The following is a 21880-nucleotide window of genomic DNA, read 5'->3' as shown; positions in this document are numbered from 1 at the left end:
ATCCGCAGTGCGGGCGCCAGAGCCGGCGGCCGCGCGGTACCGATTTTCACCACTTTGAGGAGATTCATTTTGCGCATACGCAGCCAAAAGGACTTTGCCTCCGGCCTGATGTTCGTCCTGGTCGGCCTGGGCTTTTCCTTCGTCGCGCGCGGCTATTCCATGGGAACGGCGGCGAAGATGGGGCCAGGATATTTTCCGTTCCTGCTCGGACTCGTGCTCGCCCTGCTGGGCGCGATCGTGACGGTGGGTTCGCTCTCGACGAAGGGCGAAGACGACCAGCTCGCGCGCTGGGACCTCAAGACGCTGTTGTGGATTCTCGGTTCCGTGGTGCTGTTCGGCCTGTTGCTCAAGCCGCTCGGCATGGTGTTGTCGGTCTTTGTGCTGGTGCTGGTCTCGTCGATGGCGAGCCATGAGTTCAGCTGGAAGGGCGCACTCCTGAACGGCGTGGTGCTCGTGCTGATCAGCCTGGGCGCGTTCGTGTACGGCATCAACCTGCAGATGCCGGTGTGGCCTGCCTTCATTACCGGCTAAGGAGCCCGTCCAAATGGAATTGTTCGATCACCTTGCCCTGGGCTTCTCCACGGCATTGTCCCTGCAGAACCTCGCGTACGCCTTCCTCGGGTGCGTGCTGGGGACGCTGATTGGCGTGCTGCCGGGCCTCGGCCCTCTCGCCACCATCGCCATGCTGCTGCCGGTCACGTACACGCTGCCCCCGGTGGCTGCGCTGATCATGCTGGCTGGTATTTACTACGGCGCCCAGTACGGCGGTTCCACCACCGCCATTCTGGTGAACCTGCCCGGTGAGTCGTCGTCGGTGGTGACCACCATCGATGGCTATCAGATGGCGCGGCGCGGCCGTGCTGGCGTGGCGCTGGCCACTGCCGGTCTCGGTTCGTTCTTCGCTGGTTGCGTGGCTACGCTGATTCTGGCGGCTTTCGCAACGCCGCTGTCGGAACTGGCATTCAAGTTCGGCCCCGCCGAGTACTTCTCGCTGATGGTGCTGGGCCTGATCGGTGCCGTGGTGCTGGCCTCGGGCTCGCTGCCGAAGGCCGTGTCGATGATCGTGCTGGGTCTGCTGCTGGGCCTGATCGGTACCGACGTGAACTCGGGTGCCGCGCGCTTCTCGTTCGACGTGCCTGAGCTGACCGACGGCATCGACTTCGTCGCACTGGCCATGGGTATGTTCGGCTTCGCGGAAATCATCGCGAACCTGGAACAGAAGGAAGCCCGCGAGACGTTCACGAACAAGGTGACGAACCTGTTCCCGACCAAGGAAGACTTCCGACGCATGATCCCGGCGGTGCTGCGTGGCACGGCCCTGGGTTCGGCGCTGGGTATTCTCCCCGGCGGCGGTGCGGCACTGGCTTCGTTCGCGGCTTACTCGCTCGAGAAGAAGACCTCGAAGTACGCGCATGAATTCGGCAAGGGCGCCATCGAAGGCGTGGCGGGTCCGGAATCGGCCAATAACGCCGCGGCACAGACGTCCTTCATCCCGCTGCTGACGCTGGGCATTCCGCCTAACGCCGTGATGGCGCTGATGGTGGGCGCGATGACCATCCACAACATCCAGCCCGGCCCGCAGGTGATGACCAGCAACCCGGCGCTGTTCTGGGGCCTGATCGCCTCGATGTGGATCGGTAACCTGATGCTGATCATCCTGAACCTGCCGATGATCGGTATCTGGGTGAAGCTGCTGACCGTGCCGTATCGCTTCCTGTACCCCGCGATTCTCGTGTTCTGCGGCATTGGCGTGTACTCGGTCAACAACCAGACGTTCGACGTGTTCATGGCGGCTGGCTTCGGCGTGATCGGCTATCTGTTCCTGAAACTCAAGTGCGAACCGGCCCCGCTGCTGCTCGGCTTCGTGCTGGGACCGATGATGGAAGAGAACTTCCGCCGCTCGCTGCTGCTGTCGCGTGGTGACTTCACCGTATTCGTGACGCGCCCGCTGTCGATGGGCCTGCTGATTGCTGCTGCCGCACTGGTGGCCGTGGTGGCACTGCCGTCGATCAAGGCCAAGCGCGAGGAAGCGTTCCAGGAGGAATAGCGCTCCGTGGCGCTCCCCTGAGCAACACCGGCTTTTGCCGGGCACACAACGCAAGCTTTCGGGGTGCCTCGTGCACCCCGTTTTTTTAAGGACTTTCCAAAGCGACTGCGCCCATGATCACGCCTTCGCTCGACCGGGTCGTTTCCCGGCTCTACATCCTCAAGCTCGTCCAGGCCAGCCCCTCTACCGTCTTCAGTCTGATGGAGCGGCTGCGCGAGCGCGGCATCGACAAGAACATCCGCGCACTGCGGCCCATTCTGCGCAGCCTGATGATCGCTCGCTCGATCACGGCGGAACTCGTGGAAGGTAACGGCCGCGTCTATACCATCACCGACAGCGGTCGCGCCGAACTGGACGCGTACCTCTCGCACCTCGACGTACTCAAGTCCGACCTGCCGGGCGCCGGCAACCACGCGCAAAAGAAAGACGCCGCCTGAAGCGGCGGCGTCCTGGCCCGAGGAGAGGGCTCTTGCTATGTAGCGGGGCTTACTGCTGGCTGACCAGTTCCTGCGCCGTGGCGTTGCTCGTGCTGCTCTGTGCCACCAGGACCTTGATCTTGTTCGGCACCACGGCACCGAAGCCGTCGGCCGGGATCGTGGTAATCAGCCAGTCGTCGTTCTTGTTCACGGTCAGCGCGCCCGAATCGAAGATCACGGTCTTGGTACCGGCCGCGGTCACGCGCAGGCGATAGGTGCCGCCATCCACATAGATCGAATCCTGACCCGAAGCCGGCACCGCATTCTTATAGCTGATGGCGGCGATCGTCGGGTTCACGGCGGCGATGTCCTGCGCCGGCGTGGTCAGGTACATGTCCACGTTCTGCGCATTGATCGAGGCGTTCAGACCACGAATCCGGGCGGAGGTGTCCAGCAGGCCCTTGCCGTACGGATCGTCGATCTGCAGCACGTCGGCGGCCGTTGTGCCAGGCAGCGCCACCACGGTGTACTTGTGGCCGGTGTGCGCCGAAACCGTGGTCGCACCGATCTGCGTGGACGTGTTGGCCAGGTTGAACGCGAACAGGTTATTACCTTCCTCGACGTTGAAATAGCCCGAGACTGTCTTGTAGGGGATGTTCCTCAGCGAGGTCAGCGCGCCGTTCTGCAGCACGTCGACGTTGGGGCCGGCCGTCACGGCGTGGATGACGCGCACCGAGGGCTTGCTCAGGCCCACGCGGTCGTCGATGCCGTCATCGCCGCCACCGCACGCTGCCAGGACTGCCGTGGTCGCGAGCGCCAGGCCCAGAATGATGTTCCGCTTGATTTCCATGGTTCTTCACCTCTTTTACGTTGGGATCATTGGGGCGCGCGACACGCACAAGACCTCACACCGACCCAATGCGCCGGTGCTCTCTCGAATGGCGATGGTGGCGTGCCGCGCGGGCAATCGTTACTGTTGCTGCTGGCAGCCGTGCGTGAATGCGCTTGCCTGATGCAACGATAGACATGCGGGGAGAGGGGAGACAGCCGGGCGACTCCGATATCAATGTCGGAGAATTCCCACAGTTCGGTTACAAAGCTGATACAAGTACACGTTGTGTCGCGCGCATCGAGCATGGGGAATGCCGCGCGAAGACATGGCGCGGCACGTGGTCCAAAAGGGTGAGGTAGTTCTTACACGGCGCTAGGCGTTGTCGGCCGTGGGGCAAGAGGGGTGGCGCGCGGCGCGGTGCCGCGCGCGGGAAATACTTACACCATCACGACCTGATTGCGGCCATTGCGCTTGGCCTGATAGAGGCCGGTATCCGCTGCCTGCACGAGGCGGCTGGCATCGCCAGTTTCATCGGGCACGATCACCGCGCCGCCGATGCTGATGGTCACCACGCCACTGGTGGGCGACCCGCTGTGCGGAATCTGCAGCGACTCGATCGCGCGCCGCACCTTCTCCGCGAGCAACCTTGCACCGCCCGCCGAGGTGGCCGGCAGGATCATCGAGAACTCCTCGCCCCCAAAACGCGCGGGCAGGTCAGCCGGCCGCGCGCAGTTGTCGCGGATCACGCCCGCCACGCGGCGCAGCACCTCGTCGCCGGCCACGTGGCCGTAGGTGTCGTTGTAGGCCTTGAAGGCATCCACGTCGATCATCAGCAGTGCGAGTTGCGTCTGCTCGCGCTGTGCGCGCCGCCACTCGGCGCCGAGGTACTCGTCGAAATAGCGGCGGTTCGAGAGCCCGGTCAGGCCGTCGGAGTTGGTCAGCCGCTGCAGTTCGAGGTTGGTTTCGAGCAACTGCTGCTGGCTCTGCCGGAGTGCCCGATACGCTTCGTCGCGCTGCAACAGGTTCAGGTAGGAGCGCGAGTGATAGCGGATGCGCGCCACGAGTTCTATGGTGTCCGGCAGCTTCACGAGATAGTCGTTGGCGCCAGCCGCGAACGCGGCGCTCTTCATCGTCGCCTCTTCCTTGGTGGAGAGCACGATGATGGGGATGTCGCGCGTGCCCGGGTTCTCCCGATAGCGCCGCACAAGCGTCAGGCCGTCGGTGCCCGGCATCACCAGGTCCTGCAGGATGACGGTTGGCTGCGTGCGCTCCGCCACGGCCACGGCCTCGTCCGGCTGCGCGCAGTAGTGGAAGTCGATGTCGGGCTCGCCGGCCAGCGCGCGGCGCACCGCTTCGCCGATGATGGCCTGGTCGTCGACCAGCAGCACCATCGCCATGTATTCGTTGTTGGCGCCTTTTGTGCTGTTCGCGCTATTTGCCGCCGCATCGGCTTGAGGTTTAGGTCTTGGCATTTTCATGCATCCTGTGCTTTGTTCTTGTTCTGGTGGCCGCCGCCGCACGCCTTCACCAGCCGCGCGGCAATCCGCGGCAGCGGCAGGATCTCGACGGCGGCGTCCAGCGCCGCAGCCGCCTTGGGCATGCCGTACACCGCGCTGGTGGCCTGGTCCTGCGCAATGGTGAGGTAGCCACGGTCGCGCATCGCCTTGAGGCCGAGGGCACCGTCGCGGCCCATGCCGGTGAGCAGCACGCCGACCGCCTCGCCGCGCCAGTGCTCCACCACCGATTCGAAGAACACGTCGATGGAAGGCCGGTACAGGTAATCGCCCGGCTCCGGGGTGTAGGCCATCCGCGCGGCATGTATCAACCGCAGATGATCGTTCGTGCCCGCCAGGACCACGGTGCCGATTCGCGGCCGCTCGCCGGCGCGCGCGATGCCCACCGGCAGCGCGCACTGGGCGTTGAGCCACTCGGCCATGCCGGGCGCGAACGCCTCGTCCACGTGCTGCACGGCGACCACCGCCGCGCCGAAGTCAGCCGGCAGCGCGCCCAGCAACGTGGCCAGTGCAGCCGGCCCGCCTGCCGAGGCGCCAATCGCCACCAGGCGGGGCGCGGCCGGCGTAGGCGTGGCGGCAGTCAGGGAATGCGATGCGATGGCGCGGCCATTCAGCAGCCGGGCGATGTTGCGGAGCTTGCGCAGCAGCGGCCCCGCCGCGAGTTGCGCGTCCGGTTCGGTCAGGGTGGGCGTGTCCACCGCATCGATCGCGCCGTGACCCATCGCGGCGAACACCTGGTCCGCGTTGCGCCCGAGGTCCATCGTCACCACGACGATCGCGCACGGCGTGGCGGCCATGATGCGCCGTGTGGCTTCCACGCCATCCATGACCGGCATCAGCAGGTCCATCAGGATCAGGTCGGGCGTTTGCGTGGCCGCCATGCGTATGGCCTGCTCGCCATCGCCGGCCACCCAGATGATCTCGTGCGTGGCATCGAGCGCGATGGCGCGCCGCAGCGCCGCCACGGCCAGCGAAGAATCATTGACGATACCGATCTTCATGCACGTGCCTCGCCGATGAGATCCAGCACGGCGTCCAGCAACGCCGTGTCATGGAAACTGCCCTTGGCCAGATAATAGTCCGCGCCAGCCTGCAACCCGCGTTCGCGATCCTGCTCGCGGTCCTTGTACGACACGATCATCACCGGCAACTGCCGCAGGCGCGGCTCCTCGCGGATGCGGGTGACCAGTTCGATGCCGTCCATGCGCGGCATGTCCACGTCCGTGATGACGAGGTCGAAGGGCTCCGCGCGCAGGACGTTCCAGCCATCCATGCCGTCCACGGCCACGGCCACATCGTAGCCACGCCCGGCCAGCAGCTTGCGCTCCAGTTCGCGCACGGTCAGGGAATCGTCGACCACCAGCACCCGCTTGCGGCGGACGTCGGCAGTGCCGGCGCCGGCCTGGCGCACGCGCTCGATCCGGCCATCCGACACGAGTTTCTCGACCGAGCGCAGCATGTCCTCGACATCGAAGATCAGGACGGGCGTGCCGTCGTCGGTCAGGCTGCCCGCCGCGATGTCCTTGATCTTGCCCAGCGCCTGCGCCAGCGGCTGCACCACCAGCATGCGTTCACCCAGCAGGCGGTCCACGGCAATGCCGTAGACGCGATCCTGCTCGCCGATGATGACTACTGGCACGGTGTCGGCGTCCGGGGTGGCGGTCTCGGGCCGTTGCAGCAGTTGCGCCGCGCTGACGAGGCCTACGGGCCGGCCGTCATGGCGGAAGTGCTGGTGCTGTTCCACCTGCTCGATCTCGTCCCGGCGCACCGCCACGGCACGCATGACGTGCCCGAGCGGGAAGGCATAGGCTTCGCCGGCGACTTCTACCAGCAGCGTGCGCACGACGGACAGCGTAAGCGGCAATTCGAGATGGAAGTGGAGCCCGCTGCCGGGCTGCTGCGAGAGCCGCAGGCTGCCGCGCACGGCGCGCACCATGTCCTGCACCGCATCCAGCCCGACGCCACGCCCCGAGACATGAGACACCGTCTCGCGCAGGCTGAAGCCGGGCAGCAGCAGGAATTCGAGCAGTTCCGTCTCGGACATCCGCGCCGCCGTCTCGGGCTGCGCCAGGCTGCGGCGCACGATGGCCTCGCGCAACGCGCCGAAGTCCACGCCGGCCCCATCGTCGAAGATCTCGATGACAAGCCGCCCGGCGTTATGGCGTGCGTGCAGCGAGATGCGTCCTTCCTCGGGCTTGCCGGCGGCACGGCGCACTTCGGGCGGCTCGATGCCGTGATCCACCGCATTGCGCAGCAGGTGGGCCAGCGGGGCGTCGAGCTGTTCGAGGATGTCGCGGTCCACCTGGGTTTGTTCGCCCGCCAGCGCCAGATGCACGGGCTTACCGAGCGCGCGGCCGAGGTCGCGCACCATGCGCGAATAGCCCATGATGCCGTCCGAGAGCGGTCGCATGCGACAGGACAGCGCGGTGTCGTAAAGCCGGCGCGACAGCCGGCTCGCCCGATGATCGTACTGGTCGATCTCCTCCACGCGCTGCGAAAGCTGGCCGTGGCTGTCCTCAAGCAACTGGCGCGCTTCGGCCAGCGCGGCGCGCAGCCGTGGCACGGTACCGTCGGCACTGGCCAGCAGGGCCTGGATGCCTTCCAGCGCCTGGAGCGCGCGCATTTGCTGGCGCCGCGCCTGCTGCATGGCGCCGCCGAACGGGCGCAGCCAGTGCGTCTCCACCATGGATTCGCCGGCCATGGCCAGCAGCCGGTCCAGCCGGTCCGCGTTGACGCGCAGCATGCGTTCCTGCGGGTCGGCGGCGGCCGTGGCCTGAGGGGCGGGCGGGACTTCGGGGGGAAGAACCTCGGGCGTTGCTGCGGATACCGCCGGCATCCGCGCGGGGGCCGGCTCCAGTTCAGTGCCGTCGAGCAGCGCGTTGAGGTGCGCGACGCAGGCGTCGATCTCGGCCAGTCCTTCCCGCTCGGGCCAGTCGAGCGCGCCGCCCGGGGGATGGCCGATCCGCTGCAGCAGGTCGGTGCCCTGCAGCAGGGCGTCGATATGGGACGGCGTCAGCAGCAGGCCGCCACGCTGCGCGGCGACGAGGCAGTCTTCCATCACATGCGCCACGCGCACGCCGCCATCCAGCCCGACGATGCGCGCTGCACCCTTGAGCGAGTGGGCGGCGCGCATGCACGATTCCAGGTGCGTGGCCGCCGCAGGCTCGCGTTCGAGCGCCAGCAGCCCCGCGTTCAGGATTTCCGCCTGCGCGTCCGCCTCCAGCGCGAACAGTTCGAGCATCGAGGCATCGCGGAGCTGTTCGGGATTCATGACAAGCTCCGCGACAGCGCCTGCCGGAGCAGGTCGGCATCGAGCAGGCCGACCGTGTGGCCGTCATGCTCGAACAGGGCGCGCGTGTAGTGCGCGGAGGCGCGGGCGAGCGTAGCCGGTAGCGGCAGCAGCGCGGCGTGGGGCACGTGCTGCACGCCTGCCACTTCGGCCACAGGCAGCGCAATGGCATTGCGCCCCTGGCCCAGCATCAGGAACCGTCCCGCGCGGCTGGGATCGGCCGCCGTGCCGCCGAACAGCAGCGCCAGCGACACGCAGGTCAGCAGCGCCCCCCGCACCGATGCCACGCCAACCAGCGCCGCGTGGCGACGGTGCGGCAGCGAGTGGATCGGCGCGGGCGCGGTGACTTCGCCGAGCACGGCGGTCGGCAGCGCGAGCCATTCATCGCCCACGCGGAAGACCACGCAAGACTGCCCTGCGGCACGGTCGACATGGAACGCACTCCCGGTAGGTTGATCGAGCGTGGCGGCATCCACAAGGTCGTCGACGGCCAGCGCGTCGAGCAGCGCCGTGGCGGCTTGCGCGTAGGTCGGGCAGTTGCGGCAGTGGACATGCGTCGCCAGCAGCGGGCACGAGGCGTCGCCGGACACGCCGATGCGTCGCCAGCAATCGTCGATGGCGGCAAGGTTCGGCAGCAGGGTGGCGGAGGTTTCAACCATGGCTCATGCGGGCGTGACGTTGGGCGCGTTCGCGCAGGCGCGCGGCACCGCCGGCGTCGCCCTCGCTATCGAGCAGGGCGGCAAGGTGGTAGAGGGCTTCCTCGTGGCCGGGATCGAGGTACACCGCCTTGCGGTAGGCGGCATGCGCATCGGCGACGTGGCCGGCGGCGTCGTGCAGCACGCCGAGCAGGCAGTAGGCGTTGGCGGATGGGCCGCGCTGTGCCAGGTATTGCTCGCACGCGACGGTGGCGTCGGCCACATCGCCACGGTCAGCCATGGCAGCAATCTCCGCGAGCGCATCGCCGCCGGCTTGCTGCGCGGGCGGGCGCGCGTGCGTGGCGGCGGGCGGCGCGGCGCGCAACGCGGGGGCCGGCTGGGGCCGGCGCGCGGGAGCGGCGGGGGAAGCCGGCAGCGGCGCACGGGGTAAGGCCGATGCCAACGACGCCGGCACGTCCCGCACGGGCGGGCGCACCGCGTGGGGATGGAAGGCGAAGGCGAGCGGCACCCCGGCGCCGGCGAGCCCTTCGCGCGTCAGCAGGCTGGCTTCGGCCGGGCCGACGAAGATCAGGCCGTCCGGGCGCGCCAGGCGCACCAGCGCCTGCGCCGCGCGGCGCTGCGTATCCGGATCGAAATAGATCAGCAGGTTGCGGCAGAACACCACGTGGTAGGGCGGCTCGGCTGCGAGCAGCGACGGGTCGAGGAGATTCCCGGATAGCAGCCGGACCTGTGCCCGGACGCCATCGGCAATCTGGTAGCCCGCCGCCACCGGCGCGAAGTAGCGCTCGCGGAAGTCCAGCGGCCGGCCCCGGAACGCGTTGTTGCCATAGCGGCCGGCGCGCGCGCGCTCCAGCGCCCGGGCGCTGACATCCACGGCATCCACGCGAAACCGTTCGGGCGGCACGCCGGCGTCCAGCAGCGCCATGACGATGGAGTACGGCTCCTCGCCGGTGGAGCAGGGCACGCTCAGCACGCGCAGCATCGGCACACCATCGCCGAAGATGCGGTGGGCGGCAAAGCTCGCCATGGCCAGCAGCGCTTCACGATGGCGGAAGAACCAGGTTTCGGGCACCACTACGGCTTCGATCAGCGCCTGCAGCTCGTCTGGCACCGCGTGCAGCACGTTCCAGTAGTTGCCGAGATCGGCGGCGCCCACGGCGATCTGACGTTCCAGCACGGCGCGCGCGATGGTGCCGGCGCCGATGGCGCCCGCATCGAGCCCGATGCGTTCTTTCAGCAACACCTCGATGGGCGTGAGCGGGTGCGGGGCGTCGGTCATGCCGGGGCTGGATCGGGAAACAGCAGGTCGTGCACGGCATCGGGCAGCAGCGCGCCCACGCGCACCCATTGCACGAGGCCGCGCGCGTCGTGCAGCACGGGCCCGAGGTAGCGCACCGGGGCAGGGTCGATGCCGCCGTCGACGAAGGCGGCGGGATCGGCGCGCAGGGTTTCCGTGGCGTATTCGAGCCGCAGGCCGAGCAGGCGGGCGGGTTGGTCGTGGGTTGTGCGGCGATAATGCACCAGCACGGTCCGCGTGCTCCGGCGCGCCACGGCGGGCGTGCCCGTGGCCAGCGCCGGGATGTCGATCACCGGCACCGGCTGGCCATGACGCACCATCAGCCCGGCGACCCATGCCGGCGCCCCCGGAATCTGCTTGAGCGTGGTCAGCGGCAGCACCTCGGCCACCTCGGCGGTATCGAGCGCGTAGTGGTCAGGACCGATGCGGAACAGCAGGAAGAGGGCCATGGCGGGACATGCGCGTCGCGGAGCCCGCGCTCACACCTTGAAGCGGGAGACGCCGCTGCGCAGTTCGTTGGCCACGAGGGTCAGCTCGTCGATGGCCTGGCTCGACTGGCGCAGCGACTCCACGGTCTGCTGCGCGGCTTCGGACAGCTGCATCAGCGCCTGGTTGATCTGTTCGGCGCCGCCGGCCTGCGCCTGCATGCCCTCGTTCACCATCTGCACGCGCGGCGCCAGCGACTGCACCTGGCCGATGATCTGGGAAAGCTGGTCGCCCACCTGGGTCACCTCGGACATGCCCCGGCGCACTTCCTCCGAGAACTTGTCCATGCCCATCACCCCGGCCGAGACGGCCGACTGGATCTCGCGCACCATCTGCTCGATATCGTAGGTGGCCACGGCGGTCTGGTCCGCCAGACGCCGGATCTCGGTCGCCACCACGGAAAAGCCGCGCCCGTACTCGCCGGCCTTCTCGGCCTCGATGGCGGCGTTCAGGGACAGCAGATTGGTCTGGTCCGCCACGCGGGCGATGGTGGTCACCACCTGATTGATATTGCCGGCGCGCTCGTTGAGCGTGGCCAGCCGGGCGTTGACCGAGCCGGCGGCCTCCATCACATGGTGCATGGTCGCCTCCATGCGCGACAGCCCGACCTGCCCGGTGCCCGCCAGCCCGGCGGTCTGCTCGGCGGCATGGGAGACTTCGCCCATTGTCCGCACGAGGTCACGCGAAGTGGCCGAGATCTCGCGCGAGGTAGCGCCGATCTGGGTCGTGGTGGCGGCGGTCTCGGTGGCCGTGGCCTGCTGCTGGCGGGCGGTGGCGGCGATCTCGTTGACCGACGTGGTGACCTGGATCGCCGAGCGCTGCGCCTGCCCAACCAGCGTGGTCAGTTCGCCGGACATCTGGTTGAAGCCTTCCTCGACGGCCAGGAATTCGTCGCGCCGCCCCAGCGCCATGCGCTGGCGCAGGTCGCCGCCGCGCATGCCGGTCAGCAGCGAGACGATGCCGCCCATCGGCACGGTAATCGAACGCAGCAGCAGGTAGCCGCAGACCGCGGCCACTACCACCGCCAGCGTCAGCGCCACCTCGATACTCTTCTTGGCGCCATCCACGGCCTTGCTGATGTCGGTGGCGGCGCCGCTCGCGATGGCGTTGTTGTCGTCGACCAGGGATTGCAGCGCCTTGCGGCCGTCGAGCCAGACGTCGTGGGCCTGCCCGCGCAGGGCGGTCTCGGCGGTGGCGGTGTCGCGCCATTTGGTCGGGTCGAGGTAAAGTTGCGCAGCCTGGTCGTATCGTGCGTGAAGTTCCTTGAACGCCGCGAAACGGGCTCGATCGTCCCCGCGGACGATGGATGCTTCATACAGCTGTTCCATGCGGTGGAAACGCTGGGTGGCGTCCTGGTGCTGGGCCAGCAGGCGGTTGCGCGCGCCGGCGTCGTCGGTGGTCACGATCTGCCAGGCCAGCACGTAGAACTCGCCCCAGATGCCGCGCATGCCCGCGCTGTAGTTCAGGCCGGGCAGGGCATCGTTGCGCATGACATCGCTTTCATGCTCGATGGCGGACAGGCGGTTATAGGCGACCACGCCCATCAGCGCCATGACAAGGAGAATGAGGCTGAAACTCGCCAGGATGCGCGAGCGAATGGTCCAGTTGTTCACGGTCGGGTCCGCGTTGGTCTGCTTGAATGAGCCGCTGGCAGGATTCGCGGCGGGGCGCTATCCGCCGGAAGGCGGATGGCCTTGCGGGTGCGGCAGGCGTTTGCGGCGTAGGGTACTGTAAGCGCCCGGCGCTGACAACGTGGGAGGGTGCCGGGCAGCCGCCCGCCAGCCCGCGCCGTTGCGCGGTTGCGCCGCATTTCTGTACCGCTTGATTTTTCCATGGTTTTCGTCACACTTGCCAAATAGCTTGAGCGGGACATATGTTCATCACAACTGATAGGGCAGGGATGGTGGCCAGGTCGGAGGTACAGGCGACTGGCGCCTTGCCGCCGGCGGATCTCGATCCGCTGACCGGCGTGGTCGCTCGCCAGGCATACTTGACGCGACTGGAGGCGCGCCTGCGCAGCGAGGCGCCGCCACGCTTTGCTTTGCTGCTGGTGGGCATCGACGACTTTCGCGCCTTCAACGACATGCACGGGCATGCCGAGGGCGACGCCATTCTCCAGGGCGTGGCCCGGCGGCTGGCCGACGCCTCCCCGCGCGACGCCATCATCGGCCGCGTGGGCAGCGACGAGTTCGGCGTGCTGCTGACCTCCATTTCGGACCCGACGCTGGTGCGCCACGTGAGCGCCGCCATCCTGTCGATGCTGTCCGCCCCCTATGAAATGAACGGCCGCCGGCACCATGTGCTGGCCAGTATCGGCGCCTGCGTGATGCCGGCCGGCGGCGAGAATTCGTCCGATGTCCTGGCGGCGGCCAGCCTGGCGCTGGCCCGGGCCAAGCACGACGGCGGCCGGACCATCCGCTTCTTCAAGCCGCAGATGCGCACCGACGTGACCACGCGGCTGTCGCTGGTGCAGGCGCTGCGCGAGGCCTATGCCCAGCGCCAGTTCGAGTTGCTCTATCAACCCCAGGTGGACCTGCGCGATGGCCGCGTGGTGGGCGCCGAGGCCCTGATGCGCTGGCGCCATCCCACCCTGGGCCTGCTGACGCCAGCCGCCTTCATCGACGCCCTGGCGGCCAGCAGCGTGGCCGGCGACGTGGGCATGTGGCTGCTGCATACCGCCTGCGCCCAGGCGCGGGCGTGGTCGCTGACCTTCGCCGAACCGCCGCGCGTGGCCATCAACCTGTTCGCCGCCCAGCTATCGGAAAGCCGGCTGCTGACCGAGGTGCGCCACGTGCTGCGCGCGCTGGAGCTGCCGGCGAAGCTGCTGGAGATCGAAATCACCGAGACCATCGCCCTGCAGCAGGGCGACGACGTCTCCGACCAGCTCCAGGCCCTGCGCCGGGACGGCGTGACGCTGACCTGCGACGATTTCGGCACCGGCTACGCCTCCCTGAGCTTCCTGAAGACGTTCCCCGTGGACCGGCTCAAGATCGACCAGTCCTTTATCCGCAACGTCACCCACGACGATGTGGACGCCGCCATCGTCCGCTCGGTCATCAATGTGGGCGAAAGCCTGCGCATCGGCGTGGTGGCGGAAGGCGTGGAGACCGCCGAGCAGCGCGATTTCCTGCTCGCCAACCGCTGCATCGAGGCCCAAGGCTACTTCTATGGCCGCCCGATGCCGCCTGACCGGCTGACCGACTTCCTGCGCAACCAGCCGCGCTGAGCGTTTATGCTGCGTCGCAGCAAACCGGTCGTCCTGTCAGCATCTGCAAGACTTGTTTCCGCGCATATCCGCCCGACCTCAGGACGGTGCGGGGGAAATATGTGCTTACAAAGTCAGGTCCGCAAGTCGCGTTCCCTGCCGTTATCCGATATACGGTGACATTACGGCGACACCCGCCAAACGCGGTGGGTGTCCGGAACAGAGATGATTTGCACGATGCAACCCCTTAATCGCCTGGCGATTGCCCTGGCTGCCGCGCTGGCGGCGCACGGCCTGATGGCGCAGGCCCAGGATTACGCACCGCCCGGCTACGCGCAGGGCGCCCCGGACGGCTCCGTCCTCGGCAACCCCGACGCACTGGCGCCGAACGGGCAATATGCCGATCCGTCATCCCGGATCGCCACCCTGACCGATGCAGCCGGCGGCATCAGCTTCGCGCCGGCCGGCTCGGACGAATGGGCGGCCATCGGCCTGAACCGGCCCGTGACCACCGGCGACCGGCTCTGGGTGGATCCGGGCGGCCGGGCCGAAGTCCATGCCGGCACCACCACGGTGCGGCTGGGCGGCGGCACGGCCGCCAGCATCCTCAACCTCGACGACGACACCACGCAGGTCAAGCTCACGCAAGGCTCGCTGCAACTGCGCGTGCGCGCCCTGCCGCAGGGCCAGCAGGTGGAAGTCGATACGCCCAACCTCGCCTTCGTGCCCAATGAACCGGGCGATTATCGGATCGACGTCTCGCCCGATGGCAGCACCACGCTGGTCAGCATGCGCCACGGCAGCGCAGTCGTGTATGGGGATTCGCGCTCGGTCGAGCTGTCGCGCGGCCAGCGCATGCGCTTTGCCGGCACCGACCTTGCCGATGCCGGCGCGGGCGCGTACCCGCCGCCAGACGGCTTCGACCAATGGACCGCCGCCCGTGACGCCCGCGAGGACCAGTCCGTCGCCGCGCGCTATGTGCCGCGCGAGATGACCGGCTACGCCGCGCTGGATGATTATGGCGACTGGCAGCAGGACGCCGGCTACGGCGCGGTGTGGTTCCCGCGCGCGGTGCCGAGCGGCTGGGCGCCGTACAGCACGGGGCACTGGGCCTGGGTGGCGCCATGGGGCTGGACCTGGATCGATGACGCGCCGTGGGGCTTTGCCCCGTCGCACTATGGCCGCTGGGCCCATTTCGGCAACCGCTGGGGCTGGGTGCCCGGCCCGGCCAGCGTGCGCCCGTACTACGCGCCGGCCGTGGTCGGCTTTATCGGCGGCAGCGCGGCCACTATCCGGATTGGCGGCGGCCCCGGGGTCGCCTGGTACCCGCTCGGGCCGCGCGATGTCTACCGGCCGGGCTATCGGGCCAGCCAGAACTATGTCTCGCGGATTAACTACGCCCCGATCCACCACTATGGGCGGGGCGGGGACGGCCGTGACCGGGACCGGGAGCGCTGGGTTAATCGCAACGTGCCGGGCGCCATCACGGGCATGCCGTCGCGCAATTTCGTCGAAGGCCGGCCTGTGCCGCGCGGGTCCCACCACGACGCGTGGCGGACCTTGCCGGTGGGCGAGGGCCGGGGCGCGCCGCCGATGGCGCCAGTCAAGCGTAGTTATATAGGCGAGGCGCCGACGCGTGCGCTGCCGCCGATGGCGCGGCAGGGGTTCGAGCGGCAGGCCATCGCCACGCACCTGCCGGGCCGCCCGGCGTTCGACGACCGGCGCCCGGGGCGCCCGCCGTCGCAACAGGCGGGGCAGGCCGATAGAGGTGATAGAGGTGATCGCGGTGACCGAGGGGGGCCGGGCGGCCAAGGTGGACAGGGCCGGCCGGACGTGCGCCTGACCGAGGCCGCGCTGGCAGCCCGCCATCGTGGCGGCGATCCGAGCCGTGACGGCGCGCCGCGCGGCTTCGTGAACCCGGTGCAGGGTGGCGCCCAGCGTCCCGACGACAATCCGCGCGACAACGGCAGGAACTGGAGCACACGCCCGGACCAGATGCGCGGCGTGCCGCCCGAGGCCCAACGCCAGCAACAGGCCGTGCAGCGCCAGCAGTTCGAGCAACAACGGCAGTTGGGCGAGCAGCAGCGGCAATCGGCCGATTTCCAGCAACGCCAGCAGCAGGCGCTACAGAATCAGCGCCAGGAGCAGCAGCGGCAATTGCAGGAGCAGCAGCGCCAGGGGCAGGATCTGCAGCGGCGCCAGCAGTACGACCAGCAGCGTATGGCGCAGGAGCAGCAGCGCCAGCTTCAGGACCAGCAGCGCGAAGCGACCCAGCGCCGTCAGTTCGACCAGCAGCGGGCGCAGCAGGAGCAGCAGCGCCAGCAGCAGGACCAGCAGCGCGAGGCGATGCAGCGCCACCAGTTCGACCAGCAACGGGCGCAGCAGGAGCAACAGCGCCAGCAGCAGGATCAGCAGCGGCAGCAGCGCCAGCAGTTCGAGCAGCAACGCGCGCAGCAGGAGCAGCAACGCCAGCAGATGGAACACCAGCGGGCCGCGCAGGAGCAACAGCGCCAGCAGATGGAGCACCAGCGCCAGGCTGCGCAACAGCAGCGGCAGGCGCAGGAGCAGCAGCGCGCGCAGCAGGACCAGCAGCGCCAGCAGATGGAGCAGCAGCGTCAGGCCCAGCAGCAGCGGCAGGCCCAGGACCAGCAGCAACGGGCGCAGCAGCAACAGCAACAGCAGCAGGAACGCCAGCGGCAGTTCCAGCAGCAACAGCAGCAGCAACAACAGCGCGGCCAGAATGAGCCGGGTGACCGGGGCGGCCACGGCAACCGCGGGGCGATGCAGGCGCGCAACGACGATCGGCGCTAACCCGCGCGACGCGCACCAAAGACAAAGGGCGTCCGGAGCCACCGGACGCCCTTCGCTTTCTCTCCACATTTCACGCCGGCTGTGCCGCCGGCTGGTACCGCCTTGCTACGCCTTCTCCCTCCGTAGAAGCCTGTTGCTGCGCCGCCTGGCTTACTTCGCCAGTTCCGACAGGCGCACCGGTGCGATCTTGCCGTTCTGGACCCAGCCGACCACGGTGTCCGCCACCGAGCCGCCCTTGGCGTCGATGCCCTCCACCTCGTTCGGGTTCACGTCCTTCGGCAGGGCCTTGACGGCCTCCGGAATCTTGGCGCGGATGGCCGCCGAGTCGGTGGTCGTGCCGGCCAGCTTCATCGCATTGGCCAGCGCCCACGTCATCGTGTAGTTCAGGGACATCTCCGTGGTGGCATCGCGGCCATCATGGAGCTTCTTGTACTTGGCGTTGTAGGCCTGCGCGGCCGGGCGCGTGTCGTTGACCAGCGGCATCACGCCGATCGAGCCCTCGAGCATGCCGAGCCCGTTGGTGACCTTGGCCATCTCGTCCATCTTGGCCTGGTCCATGACGATGAAGCCGCCCTTGAAGCCCAGCTCGCGCGCCTGCTTGACGACCAGCGCGGTCGGCTCCGAGGGGCCGCCCACGAACATCACGTCCGGCTTCTCGGCGATGGCGCGCGACACGCCGGTGTAGAAGTCGGTCGCCTTGGTGTACGACATCGGGTTGTTGCCCACGATCTTGCCGCCGGCGCCTTCCCAGGCCGGCACGAAGGCCTGCACCCATGCCTTGGCGTAGTCATGGTCGGCCGGCACCAGTGCCACGTTCTTGCCGTAGCGCTTCATCTGGGCCTTGATAAACGGCTCGATATAGCCGGTATAGGCCGGCGGGATGCGGATGGTCAGCTTGTTGCCGGCATCGGTGATGCGCGGCACGCTCGAGTAGGCCATGACCAGGAACTTCTCCTGCTCGTTGAAGGCCTGCAGCGCGAAGATGCCGCCCGAATGCGGCACGAAGACGGCCGGGGTCTTGTGCTGCTGCACCAGGCGGCGGGCGTTGATGGCGGCCTCGGCCGGCGCGTACTTGTCGTCCAGCGCCACCACTTCCAGCTTGACCTTCTTGCCGTTGACGGCCAGGCCCTGCGCGTTGATCTCGTCCACGGCCATCTGGATGCCAGACAGCACGTTCTTGCCATACAGCGCGGCGCCGCCGGAGAGCGGGCCAGTGTAGCCAATCTTGACCACTTCCTGCGCGAGCGCGGGCGTGGCGGCGAAGAGCGCGGCCACGGCGCATGCGGCCAGCGGGAAGAAACGACCCATCGTCTTGTGCTGCATTGCTGTCTCCTTTTTGGATTTGGTACTGCGCTTGTCTGGTGTTGTTCGATCTACCCGCCGATGTAAGCCTTCCGAATGCCTTCGTCCTTGAGCAGCGACTCCCGGTCGCCTTCCATCACGATCCGGCCGCTCTCGATCACGTACGCCCGATGCGCGATGCCGAGGGCGGCGTAGGCGTTCTGCTCGGCCAGCAGCACCGTGGTGCCGGCGCGGTTGATGCGCTGGATCACCTCGAACATCTGCTTGACCACCAGCGGCGCCAGCCCCAGCGACGGCTCGTCCAGCAGCAGCGCACGCGGGCGGCCCATCAGCGCGCGGCCCAGCGCCACCATCTGCTGCTGCCCGCCGGACAGCGAGCCGGCGGGGTCGTCCTTCTTCTGGCGCAGGATCGGGAACATCTCGAAGACTTCCTCGAGCGTCTCCCGGATGCCCGCGCTGTCGCGGCGGTGCACGTAGGCGCCCAACGTCAGGTTCTTCTGCACGCTCATCGCCGGAAACAGCTTGCGGCCTTCGGGGCAGTGCACCAGCCCGGCCTGCACGATCTGCGACGGCTTCATGCCGGACAGCTCGCGGCCATCGAAGCGCATGCTGCCGCCGCTGGTGCGATGGATGCCGCTCATCGCCAGGAAGATCGAGCTCTTGCCCGCGCCGTTGGCGCCGAGCAGCACCACCAGTTCACCGGCCTTGGCGTGCAGCGAGACGTTGTCCAGCGCACGGAAGCTGCCGTACGACAGCGAGACGCGTTCAAGCTGCAACATGGTCGGCTCCCAGATAGGCTTCGATGACGCGCGGGTCCTGCTGGACCTGCGCCGGCGTGCCTTCGGCGATCTTCTCGCCGTAGTTGAGCACCATGATCTTGTCGGCCAGCCGCATGATCATGTCCATCTTGTGTTCGATCAGGCAGACGGTCTTGCCGTGCCGCACCATCTTGCGGATCAGTTCGGCCAGCCCCACGGTTTCCTCGGGGTTCACGCCGCCGGCCGGTTCATCGAGCAGCAGCAGTTCGGGGTCCGTGGCCAGCGCCAGCGCGAAGGCCACGCGCTTGCGGGCTTCCTGGGTGATGTCGGCGGCCACCTCATGGGCCAGATGCGTCAGGCCGACGAAGTCGAGCGCCGCCTCGGCCTTCTCGCGGCACAGCCGCTCTTCCTGGCGCAGGCGCCGGGAGTTGAACAGCACGTCGGCCAGCCCCGACGACGTGCGCAGCCGGTGGCCGACGATCAGGTTGTCGAGCACCGTCGCGCGGTCGAACAGGGCCGTGGCCTGGAACGTGCGCGCCACGCCGAGCCGGGCGATCTGGTCCGCGCGCAGGCCGGCCACGTCCTGCCCCTTGAACAGGATCTGGCCAGAACTCGGCGCGTGCGTGCCGGCAATCAGGTTGAAGAAGGTGGTCTTGCCGGCGCCATTCGGGCCGATGATCGCGTTGATATGGCCGGCTTCGAACGCCACGGACACGTCGTGCACCGCGGTCAGCCCGCCGAATTTCTTGGTGAGGTTGCGGATCTCAAGCATTCTCGGCTCCGGGGCGGGTGGTCGGGACGGGTGGCTGCACGTTGCCGGGGCGCGCGGCGGCATGCTGGCCACGGCGTGCGGCGGCGGCGCGGCGGGCCTGCTTCTTCAGGTACGAGCCGACGATGCCATCCGGGAAGAAGATGATCAGCAGGATCAGCACCGGGCCGAACACGAGCATGCGGTAGTCCTGCAGGAACTGGAGCGTCTGGGTGACCCAGGGCACCAGCACCGAGCCGAGCAGCGGTCCGAGCAGCGTGCCGGTACCGCCGACCAGCATCGCCATGACCATGTCGAACGTGACATCGGTACGGGCGATGTCCGGGCCCAGGAAGCGCACCTGCCCCGCGTAGAGTGCGCCGGCATAGCCGGCGAAGCCCACCGACAGCACGAACGACAGCACCTTGGTGCGCATCAGGTTGATGCCCAGCGCTTCGGCCAGCGCGTCGCTGTTGCGTACCGCCAGGAAGCTGCGGCCCAGCAGCGAGCTGACGATGCGATGCATGATGAACATGGCGATCACCAGGAAGGTCAGCACGAGGTAGTACTGCGCCGGCACGCTGTCGAAGGTGATCGGGCCGATGGCCGCCGGCACCGGAATGCCGATCAGGCCGACCGTGCCGTGCGTGAGGCCTTCCCACTTCTCGATCAGCAGGTAGATGATGTAGCCGACGCACATCGTGAAGATCGAGAAGTAATGGCCCTTGAGGCGCAGCGACACCACGCCCACCACGTAGCCGAACGCCATGCAGACCACGCCGGAGAGCGCGAAGGCGAGCCAGAACGGCAGTTGGTGGTCCACGGTCAGGATGCCCACCGTGTAGGCGCCAATCGCCATGAAACCGCCGTGCGCCAGGTTGAGCTGGCCCGTATAGCCGGTCAGCAGGTTCAGGCCGAGCGTGGCGATGCCGTAGATGAACGCCAGCGTCATCACGGTCAGGAAGTAGCTGTTGGGCACGACCAGCGGAAACGCGATGGCGGCCGCCAGCAGCAGGGCCCAGCCGGTCTTTCCTTGCAGTGCTTTCATGGATCGCTCCTTACGCCGTCTTGGCGGCGAACAGGCCCTGCGGGCGGATGGACAGGATGATCACCAGCAGCATGAACGCGATGATGTCCTTGTAGTCGGTGGAGATATAGAAGCCGCCGAAGCTCTCGGCCATGCCGATGATCAGGCCGCCGACGATCGCGCCCGGGATGCTGCCCATGCCGCCGAGGATGATGATCACGAACGCCTTGGTGATGACCAGGTTGCCCATGCTCGGGTAGACGAGGTTGATCGGCGCGTACAGCGTGGCGGCGATGGCGGCGAGCGCGCCCGAGATGGCGAAGACCAGCAGGGTGACGCGCGTGGCGTCGATGCCGACCAGCGCGGCGCCCTCGCGGTTCTGGGCCATCGCCATGATCGTGGAGCCGGTGACCGTGCGCGTCAGGAACAGGTGCAGCAGCACCATCAGGCCGAACGCGGCGACGATGATCAGCAGGCGCTGCATCGGCGCGGTGAGGCCGAGGAACTCCACCATCTGGCCGTACGGCGTGGGCATGCGGTGGAAGTCCGCGCCCCACAGCGCCTGCGCGCCGGCTTCCAGGAACAGCAGGATGCCGATGGCGGCAATCATGTCGTGGATCTCGGGCGCGTTGCGCAGCGGATGAAACACCAGGCGGTCCGCCAGCATCGACAGCACAGCCACCACGGCCGCGGCGGCCAGCATCGCCAGCCAGTAGTTCAGGCCCAGCGTGGTCATGGCGTAGTACGACACATAGGCACCGGCCATGTACAGCGCGCCATGCGCGAAGTTCGGCACGTGCAGGATGCCGTAGACCAGCGTGAGCCCCAGCGCCACCAGGCTATACACGCCGCCCAGCGTCAGGCCGTTGAGAAACTGTTGGAAAAACAATGCCACGGGATTACCTCGTACGGTTCGCGAAACAAGGTGCGCGCCGGCGCGGGACCGGGGCGCGTGGAGGTGCGTTGCCGTTGGGGCGGCAGCGCGGGCCGGATCGGCGTTGCGTCAGCCTGACCGGCGCGGATGCTGGCGGTTCAGCGCTGTCGCGGAGTGGCCGTCGATGTGGCGGGCAAGCGCGGCCAGCCTGGCGCTGGTGCCGCGTGTCGGTTGTCTTGCATGTGTTGTCTCCTTGCGTTGCCGCGCCAGGTGGCGCGCCACTCTCCTGGAACCCGGCAGGGCCGAGGGTCCGGTGACGCCGTGTCGTTGCCGCGAATCCTGTCTCCCGCAGCGGGGCAGTGGAGGCGGTTCGCGTTCTAGCACGGTCGTTCGTTTTCAGCGAATTTGCATGGCGATTCGACCAGCGTCAAGCAATCGGGCGATGCATTCCGCTGTGCGAAATACGCATCCCGCGCCAGTGCTCGGGGTCTTGGTGTTATCCCTGATTCTTTGGGGGTAAACGGGGGGCGGCGTGCGCTGGCGTGGGCATCCGGATTGATGCCTGGCGGGAAACACTGTGCGCGCCGAGTCGGTCTGGCGTGGGGTCCACGCGCCACC

18 protein-coding genes are annotated in these 21880 nt (G+C 67.9%); 5 read left to right on the top strand and 13 right to left on the bottom strand.

Features of this window, described 5'->3' with window-relative positions:
- The first annotated feature begins 69 nt into the window (after positions 1-69).
- From AC1DEL_RS08385 to AC1DEL_RS08375, 3 genes are all read left to right on the top strand, one after another.
- Positions 70-531, top strand: coding sequence for a tripartite tricarboxylate transporter TctB family protein (locus AC1DEL_RS08385; RefSeq protein WP_092294478.1), 462 nt, complete (start codon positions 70-72; stop codon positions 529-531).
- Positions 532-544: 13 nt separating this feature from the next.
- A complete protein-coding gene (locus AC1DEL_RS08380) occupies positions 545-2047 on the top strand; it encodes a tripartite tricarboxylate transporter permease (protein WP_092294480.1) in 1503 nt (500 codons plus the stop codon).
- A gap of 113 nt (positions 2048-2160) precedes the next feature.
- Positions 2161-2484 carry a helix-turn-helix transcriptional regulator gene (locus AC1DEL_RS08375; protein ID WP_092294482.1) on the top strand — a complete coding sequence of 108 codons (324 nt, stop codon included), beginning with the start codon at positions 2161-2163 and terminating at the stop codon, positions 2482-2484.
- Positions 2485-2533: 49 nt separating this feature from the next.
- Here the strand turns inward: AC1DEL_RS08375 and AC1DEL_RS08370 are convergent, their stop codons facing one another.
- The 8 genes from AC1DEL_RS08370 to AC1DEL_RS08335 form a co-directional block, all read right to left on the bottom strand.
- Positions 2534-3313: a DUF4397 domain-containing protein gene (locus AC1DEL_RS08370; protein ID WP_092294484.1), complete on the bottom strand. Its 780-nt coding sequence runs from the start codon at positions 3311-3313 to the stop codon at positions 2534-2536.
- Positions 3314-3732: 419 nt separating this feature from the next.
- The gene (locus AC1DEL_RS08365) at positions 3733-4767 is read right to left on the bottom strand and encodes a diguanylate cyclase domain-containing protein (protein ID WP_477105299.1); all 1035 of its coding nucleotides are present in this window, start codon (positions 4765-4767) and stop codon (positions 3733-3735) included.
- Between the two features lie 2 nt (positions 4768-4769).
- On the bottom strand, positions 4770-5810 hold the full coding sequence (gene cheB, locus AC1DEL_RS08360; protein ID WP_441643781.1) for a chemotaxis response regulator protein-glutamate methylesterase: 1041 nt from the start codon (positions 5808-5810) through the stop codon (positions 4770-4772).
- Entirely contained in the window at positions 5807-8080 is a 2274-nt protein-coding gene (locus tag AC1DEL_RS08355) for a response regulator (RefSeq protein ID WP_477126399.1), read from the bottom strand. Before AC1DEL_RS08355 ends, cheB begins: the two co-directional genes overlap by 4 nt.
- Positions 8077-8757 (bottom strand): chemotaxis protein CheW, encoded by a 681-nt coding sequence (locus AC1DEL_RS08350; RefSeq protein WP_477126398.1) that lies wholly within the window; start codon positions 8755-8757, stop codon positions 8077-8079. The genes AC1DEL_RS08355 and AC1DEL_RS08350 overlap by 4 nt, the downstream gene beginning before the upstream one ends.
- On the bottom strand, positions 8750-10033 hold the full coding sequence (locus tag AC1DEL_RS08345; protein WP_477144967.1) for a CheR family methyltransferase: 1284 nt from the start codon (positions 10031-10033) through the stop codon (positions 8750-8752). Before AC1DEL_RS08345 ends, AC1DEL_RS08350 begins: the two co-directional genes overlap by 8 nt.
- Positions 10030-10500, bottom strand: coding sequence for a chemotaxis protein CheW (locus AC1DEL_RS08340; RefSeq protein ID WP_441592845.1), 471 nt, complete (start codon positions 10498-10500; stop codon positions 10030-10032). The genes AC1DEL_RS08345 and AC1DEL_RS08340 overlap by 4 nt, the downstream gene beginning before the upstream one ends.
- 30 nt (positions 10501-10530) lie before the next feature.
- On the bottom strand, positions 10531-12150 hold the full coding sequence (locus AC1DEL_RS08335; protein ID WP_092294496.1) for a methyl-accepting chemotaxis protein: 1620 nt from the start codon (positions 12148-12150) through the stop codon (positions 10531-10533).
- Between the two features lie 287 nt (positions 12151-12437).
- On the opposite strand from AC1DEL_RS08335, the gene AC1DEL_RS08330 reads away from it, so the two are divergent.
- Together AC1DEL_RS08330 and AC1DEL_RS08325 are read left to right on the top strand one after the other, a co-directional pair.
- Positions 12438-13763 (top strand): putative bifunctional diguanylate cyclase/phosphodiesterase, encoded by a 1326-nt coding sequence (locus AC1DEL_RS08330; RefSeq protein ID WP_092294498.1) that lies wholly within the window; start codon positions 12438-12440, stop codon positions 13761-13763.
- 216 nt (positions 13764-13979) lie between these two features.
- On the top strand, positions 13980-16553 hold the full coding sequence (locus AC1DEL_RS08325) for a DUF6600 domain-containing protein (RefSeq protein ID WP_454757987.1): 2574 nt from the start codon (positions 13980-13982) through the stop codon (positions 16551-16553).
- Positions 16554-16703: 150 nt separating this feature from the next.
- Here AC1DEL_RS08325 and AC1DEL_RS08320 read toward each other — a convergent pair whose 3' ends face one another.
- The 5 genes from AC1DEL_RS08320 to AC1DEL_RS08300 are packed head-to-tail and all read right to left on the bottom strand — an operon-like array spanning position 16704 to position 21283.
- Positions 16704-17876, bottom strand: coding sequence for an ABC transporter substrate-binding protein (locus AC1DEL_RS08320; RefSeq protein WP_092294500.1), 1173 nt, complete (start codon positions 17874-17876; stop codon positions 16704-16706).
- Positions 17877-17926: 50 nt separating this feature from the next.
- On the bottom strand, positions 17927-18634 hold the full coding sequence (locus tag AC1DEL_RS08315) for an ABC transporter ATP-binding protein (protein WP_092294502.1): 708 nt from the start codon (positions 18632-18634) through the stop codon (positions 17927-17929).
- Positions 18621-19385, bottom strand: a complete 765-nt coding sequence (locus AC1DEL_RS08310) for an ABC transporter ATP-binding protein (RefSeq protein WP_092294504.1) — start codon at positions 19383-19385, stop codon at positions 18621-18623. The genes AC1DEL_RS08315 and AC1DEL_RS08310 overlap by 14 nt, the downstream gene beginning before the upstream one ends.
- Positions 19378-20409: a branched-chain amino acid ABC transporter permease gene (locus tag AC1DEL_RS08305; RefSeq protein ID WP_441592842.1), complete on the bottom strand. Its 1032-nt coding sequence runs from the start codon at positions 20407-20409 to the stop codon at positions 19378-19380. Before AC1DEL_RS08305 ends, AC1DEL_RS08310 begins: the two co-directional genes overlap by 8 nt.
- Positions 20410-20419: 10 nt before the next feature.
- Entirely contained in the window at positions 20420-21283 is an 864-nt protein-coding gene (locus tag AC1DEL_RS08300; protein WP_092294508.1) for a branched-chain amino acid ABC transporter permease, read from the bottom strand.
- Between the last annotated feature and the right edge of the window lie 597 nt (positions 21284-21880).

It is taken from the genome of Cupriavidus sp. 10L43_2, from assembly GCF_056395265.1.
This window is presented reverse-complemented; position numbering and strand designations above follow the sequence as displayed.

Excerpts from the sequence above, each read along its gene's own strand:
- AC1DEL_RS08380 (WP_092294480.1), top strand. The coding sequence starts at position 545 with ATGGAATTGTTCGATCACCTTGCCCTGGGCTTCTCCACGGCATTGTCC.
- AC1DEL_RS08375 (WP_092294482.1), top strand. The coding sequence starts at position 2,161 with ATGATCACGCCTTCGCTCGACCGGGTCGTTTCCCGGCTCTACATCCTC.
- AC1DEL_RS08370 (WP_092294484.1), bottom strand. The coding sequence starts at position 3,313 with ATGGAAATCAAGCGGAACATCATTCTGGGCCTGGCGCTCGCGACCACG.
- AC1DEL_RS08365 (WP_477105299.1), bottom strand. The coding sequence starts at position 4,767 with ATGCCAAGACCTAAACCTCAAGCCGATGCGGCGGCAAATAGCGCGAAC.
- cheB (WP_441643781.1), bottom strand. The coding sequence starts at position 5,810 with ATGAAGATCGGTATCGTCAATGATTCTTCGCTGGCCGTGGCGGCGCTG.
- AC1DEL_RS08355 (WP_477126399.1), bottom strand. The coding sequence starts at position 8,080 with ATGAATCCCGAACAGCTCCGCGATGCCTCGATGCTCGAACTGTTCGCG.
- AC1DEL_RS08350 (WP_477126398.1), bottom strand. The coding sequence starts at position 8,757 with ATGGTTGAAACCTCCGCCACCCTGCTGCCGAACCTTGCCGCCATCGAC.
- AC1DEL_RS08345 (WP_477144967.1), bottom strand. The coding sequence starts at position 10,033 with ATGACCGACGCCCCGCACCCGCTCACGCCCATCGAGGTGTTGCTGAAA.
- AC1DEL_RS08340 (WP_441592845.1), bottom strand. The coding sequence starts at position 10,500 with ATGGCCCTCTTCCTGCTGTTCCGCATCGGTCCTGACCACTACGCGCTC.
- AC1DEL_RS08330 (WP_092294498.1), top strand. The coding sequence starts at position 12,438 with ATGGTGGCCAGGTCGGAGGTACAGGCGACTGGCGCCTTGCCGCCGGCG.
- AC1DEL_RS08325 (WP_454757987.1), top strand. The coding sequence starts at position 13,980 with ATGCAACCCCTTAATCGCCTGGCGATTGCCCTGGCTGCCGCGCTGGCG.
- AC1DEL_RS08320 (WP_092294500.1), bottom strand. The coding sequence starts at position 17,876 with ATGCAGCACAAGACGATGGGTCGTTTCTTCCCGCTGGCCGCATGCGCC.
- AC1DEL_RS08315 (WP_092294502.1), bottom strand. The coding sequence starts at position 18,634 with ATGTTGCAGCTTGAACGCGTCTCGCTGTCGTACGGCAGCTTCCGTGCG.
- AC1DEL_RS08310 (WP_092294504.1), bottom strand. The coding sequence starts at position 19,385 with ATGCTTGAGATCCGCAACCTCACCAAGAAATTCGGCGGGCTGACCGCG.
- AC1DEL_RS08305 (WP_441592842.1), bottom strand. The coding sequence starts at position 20,409 with ATGAAAGCACTGCAAGGAAAGACCGGCTGGGCCCTGCTGCTGGCGGCC.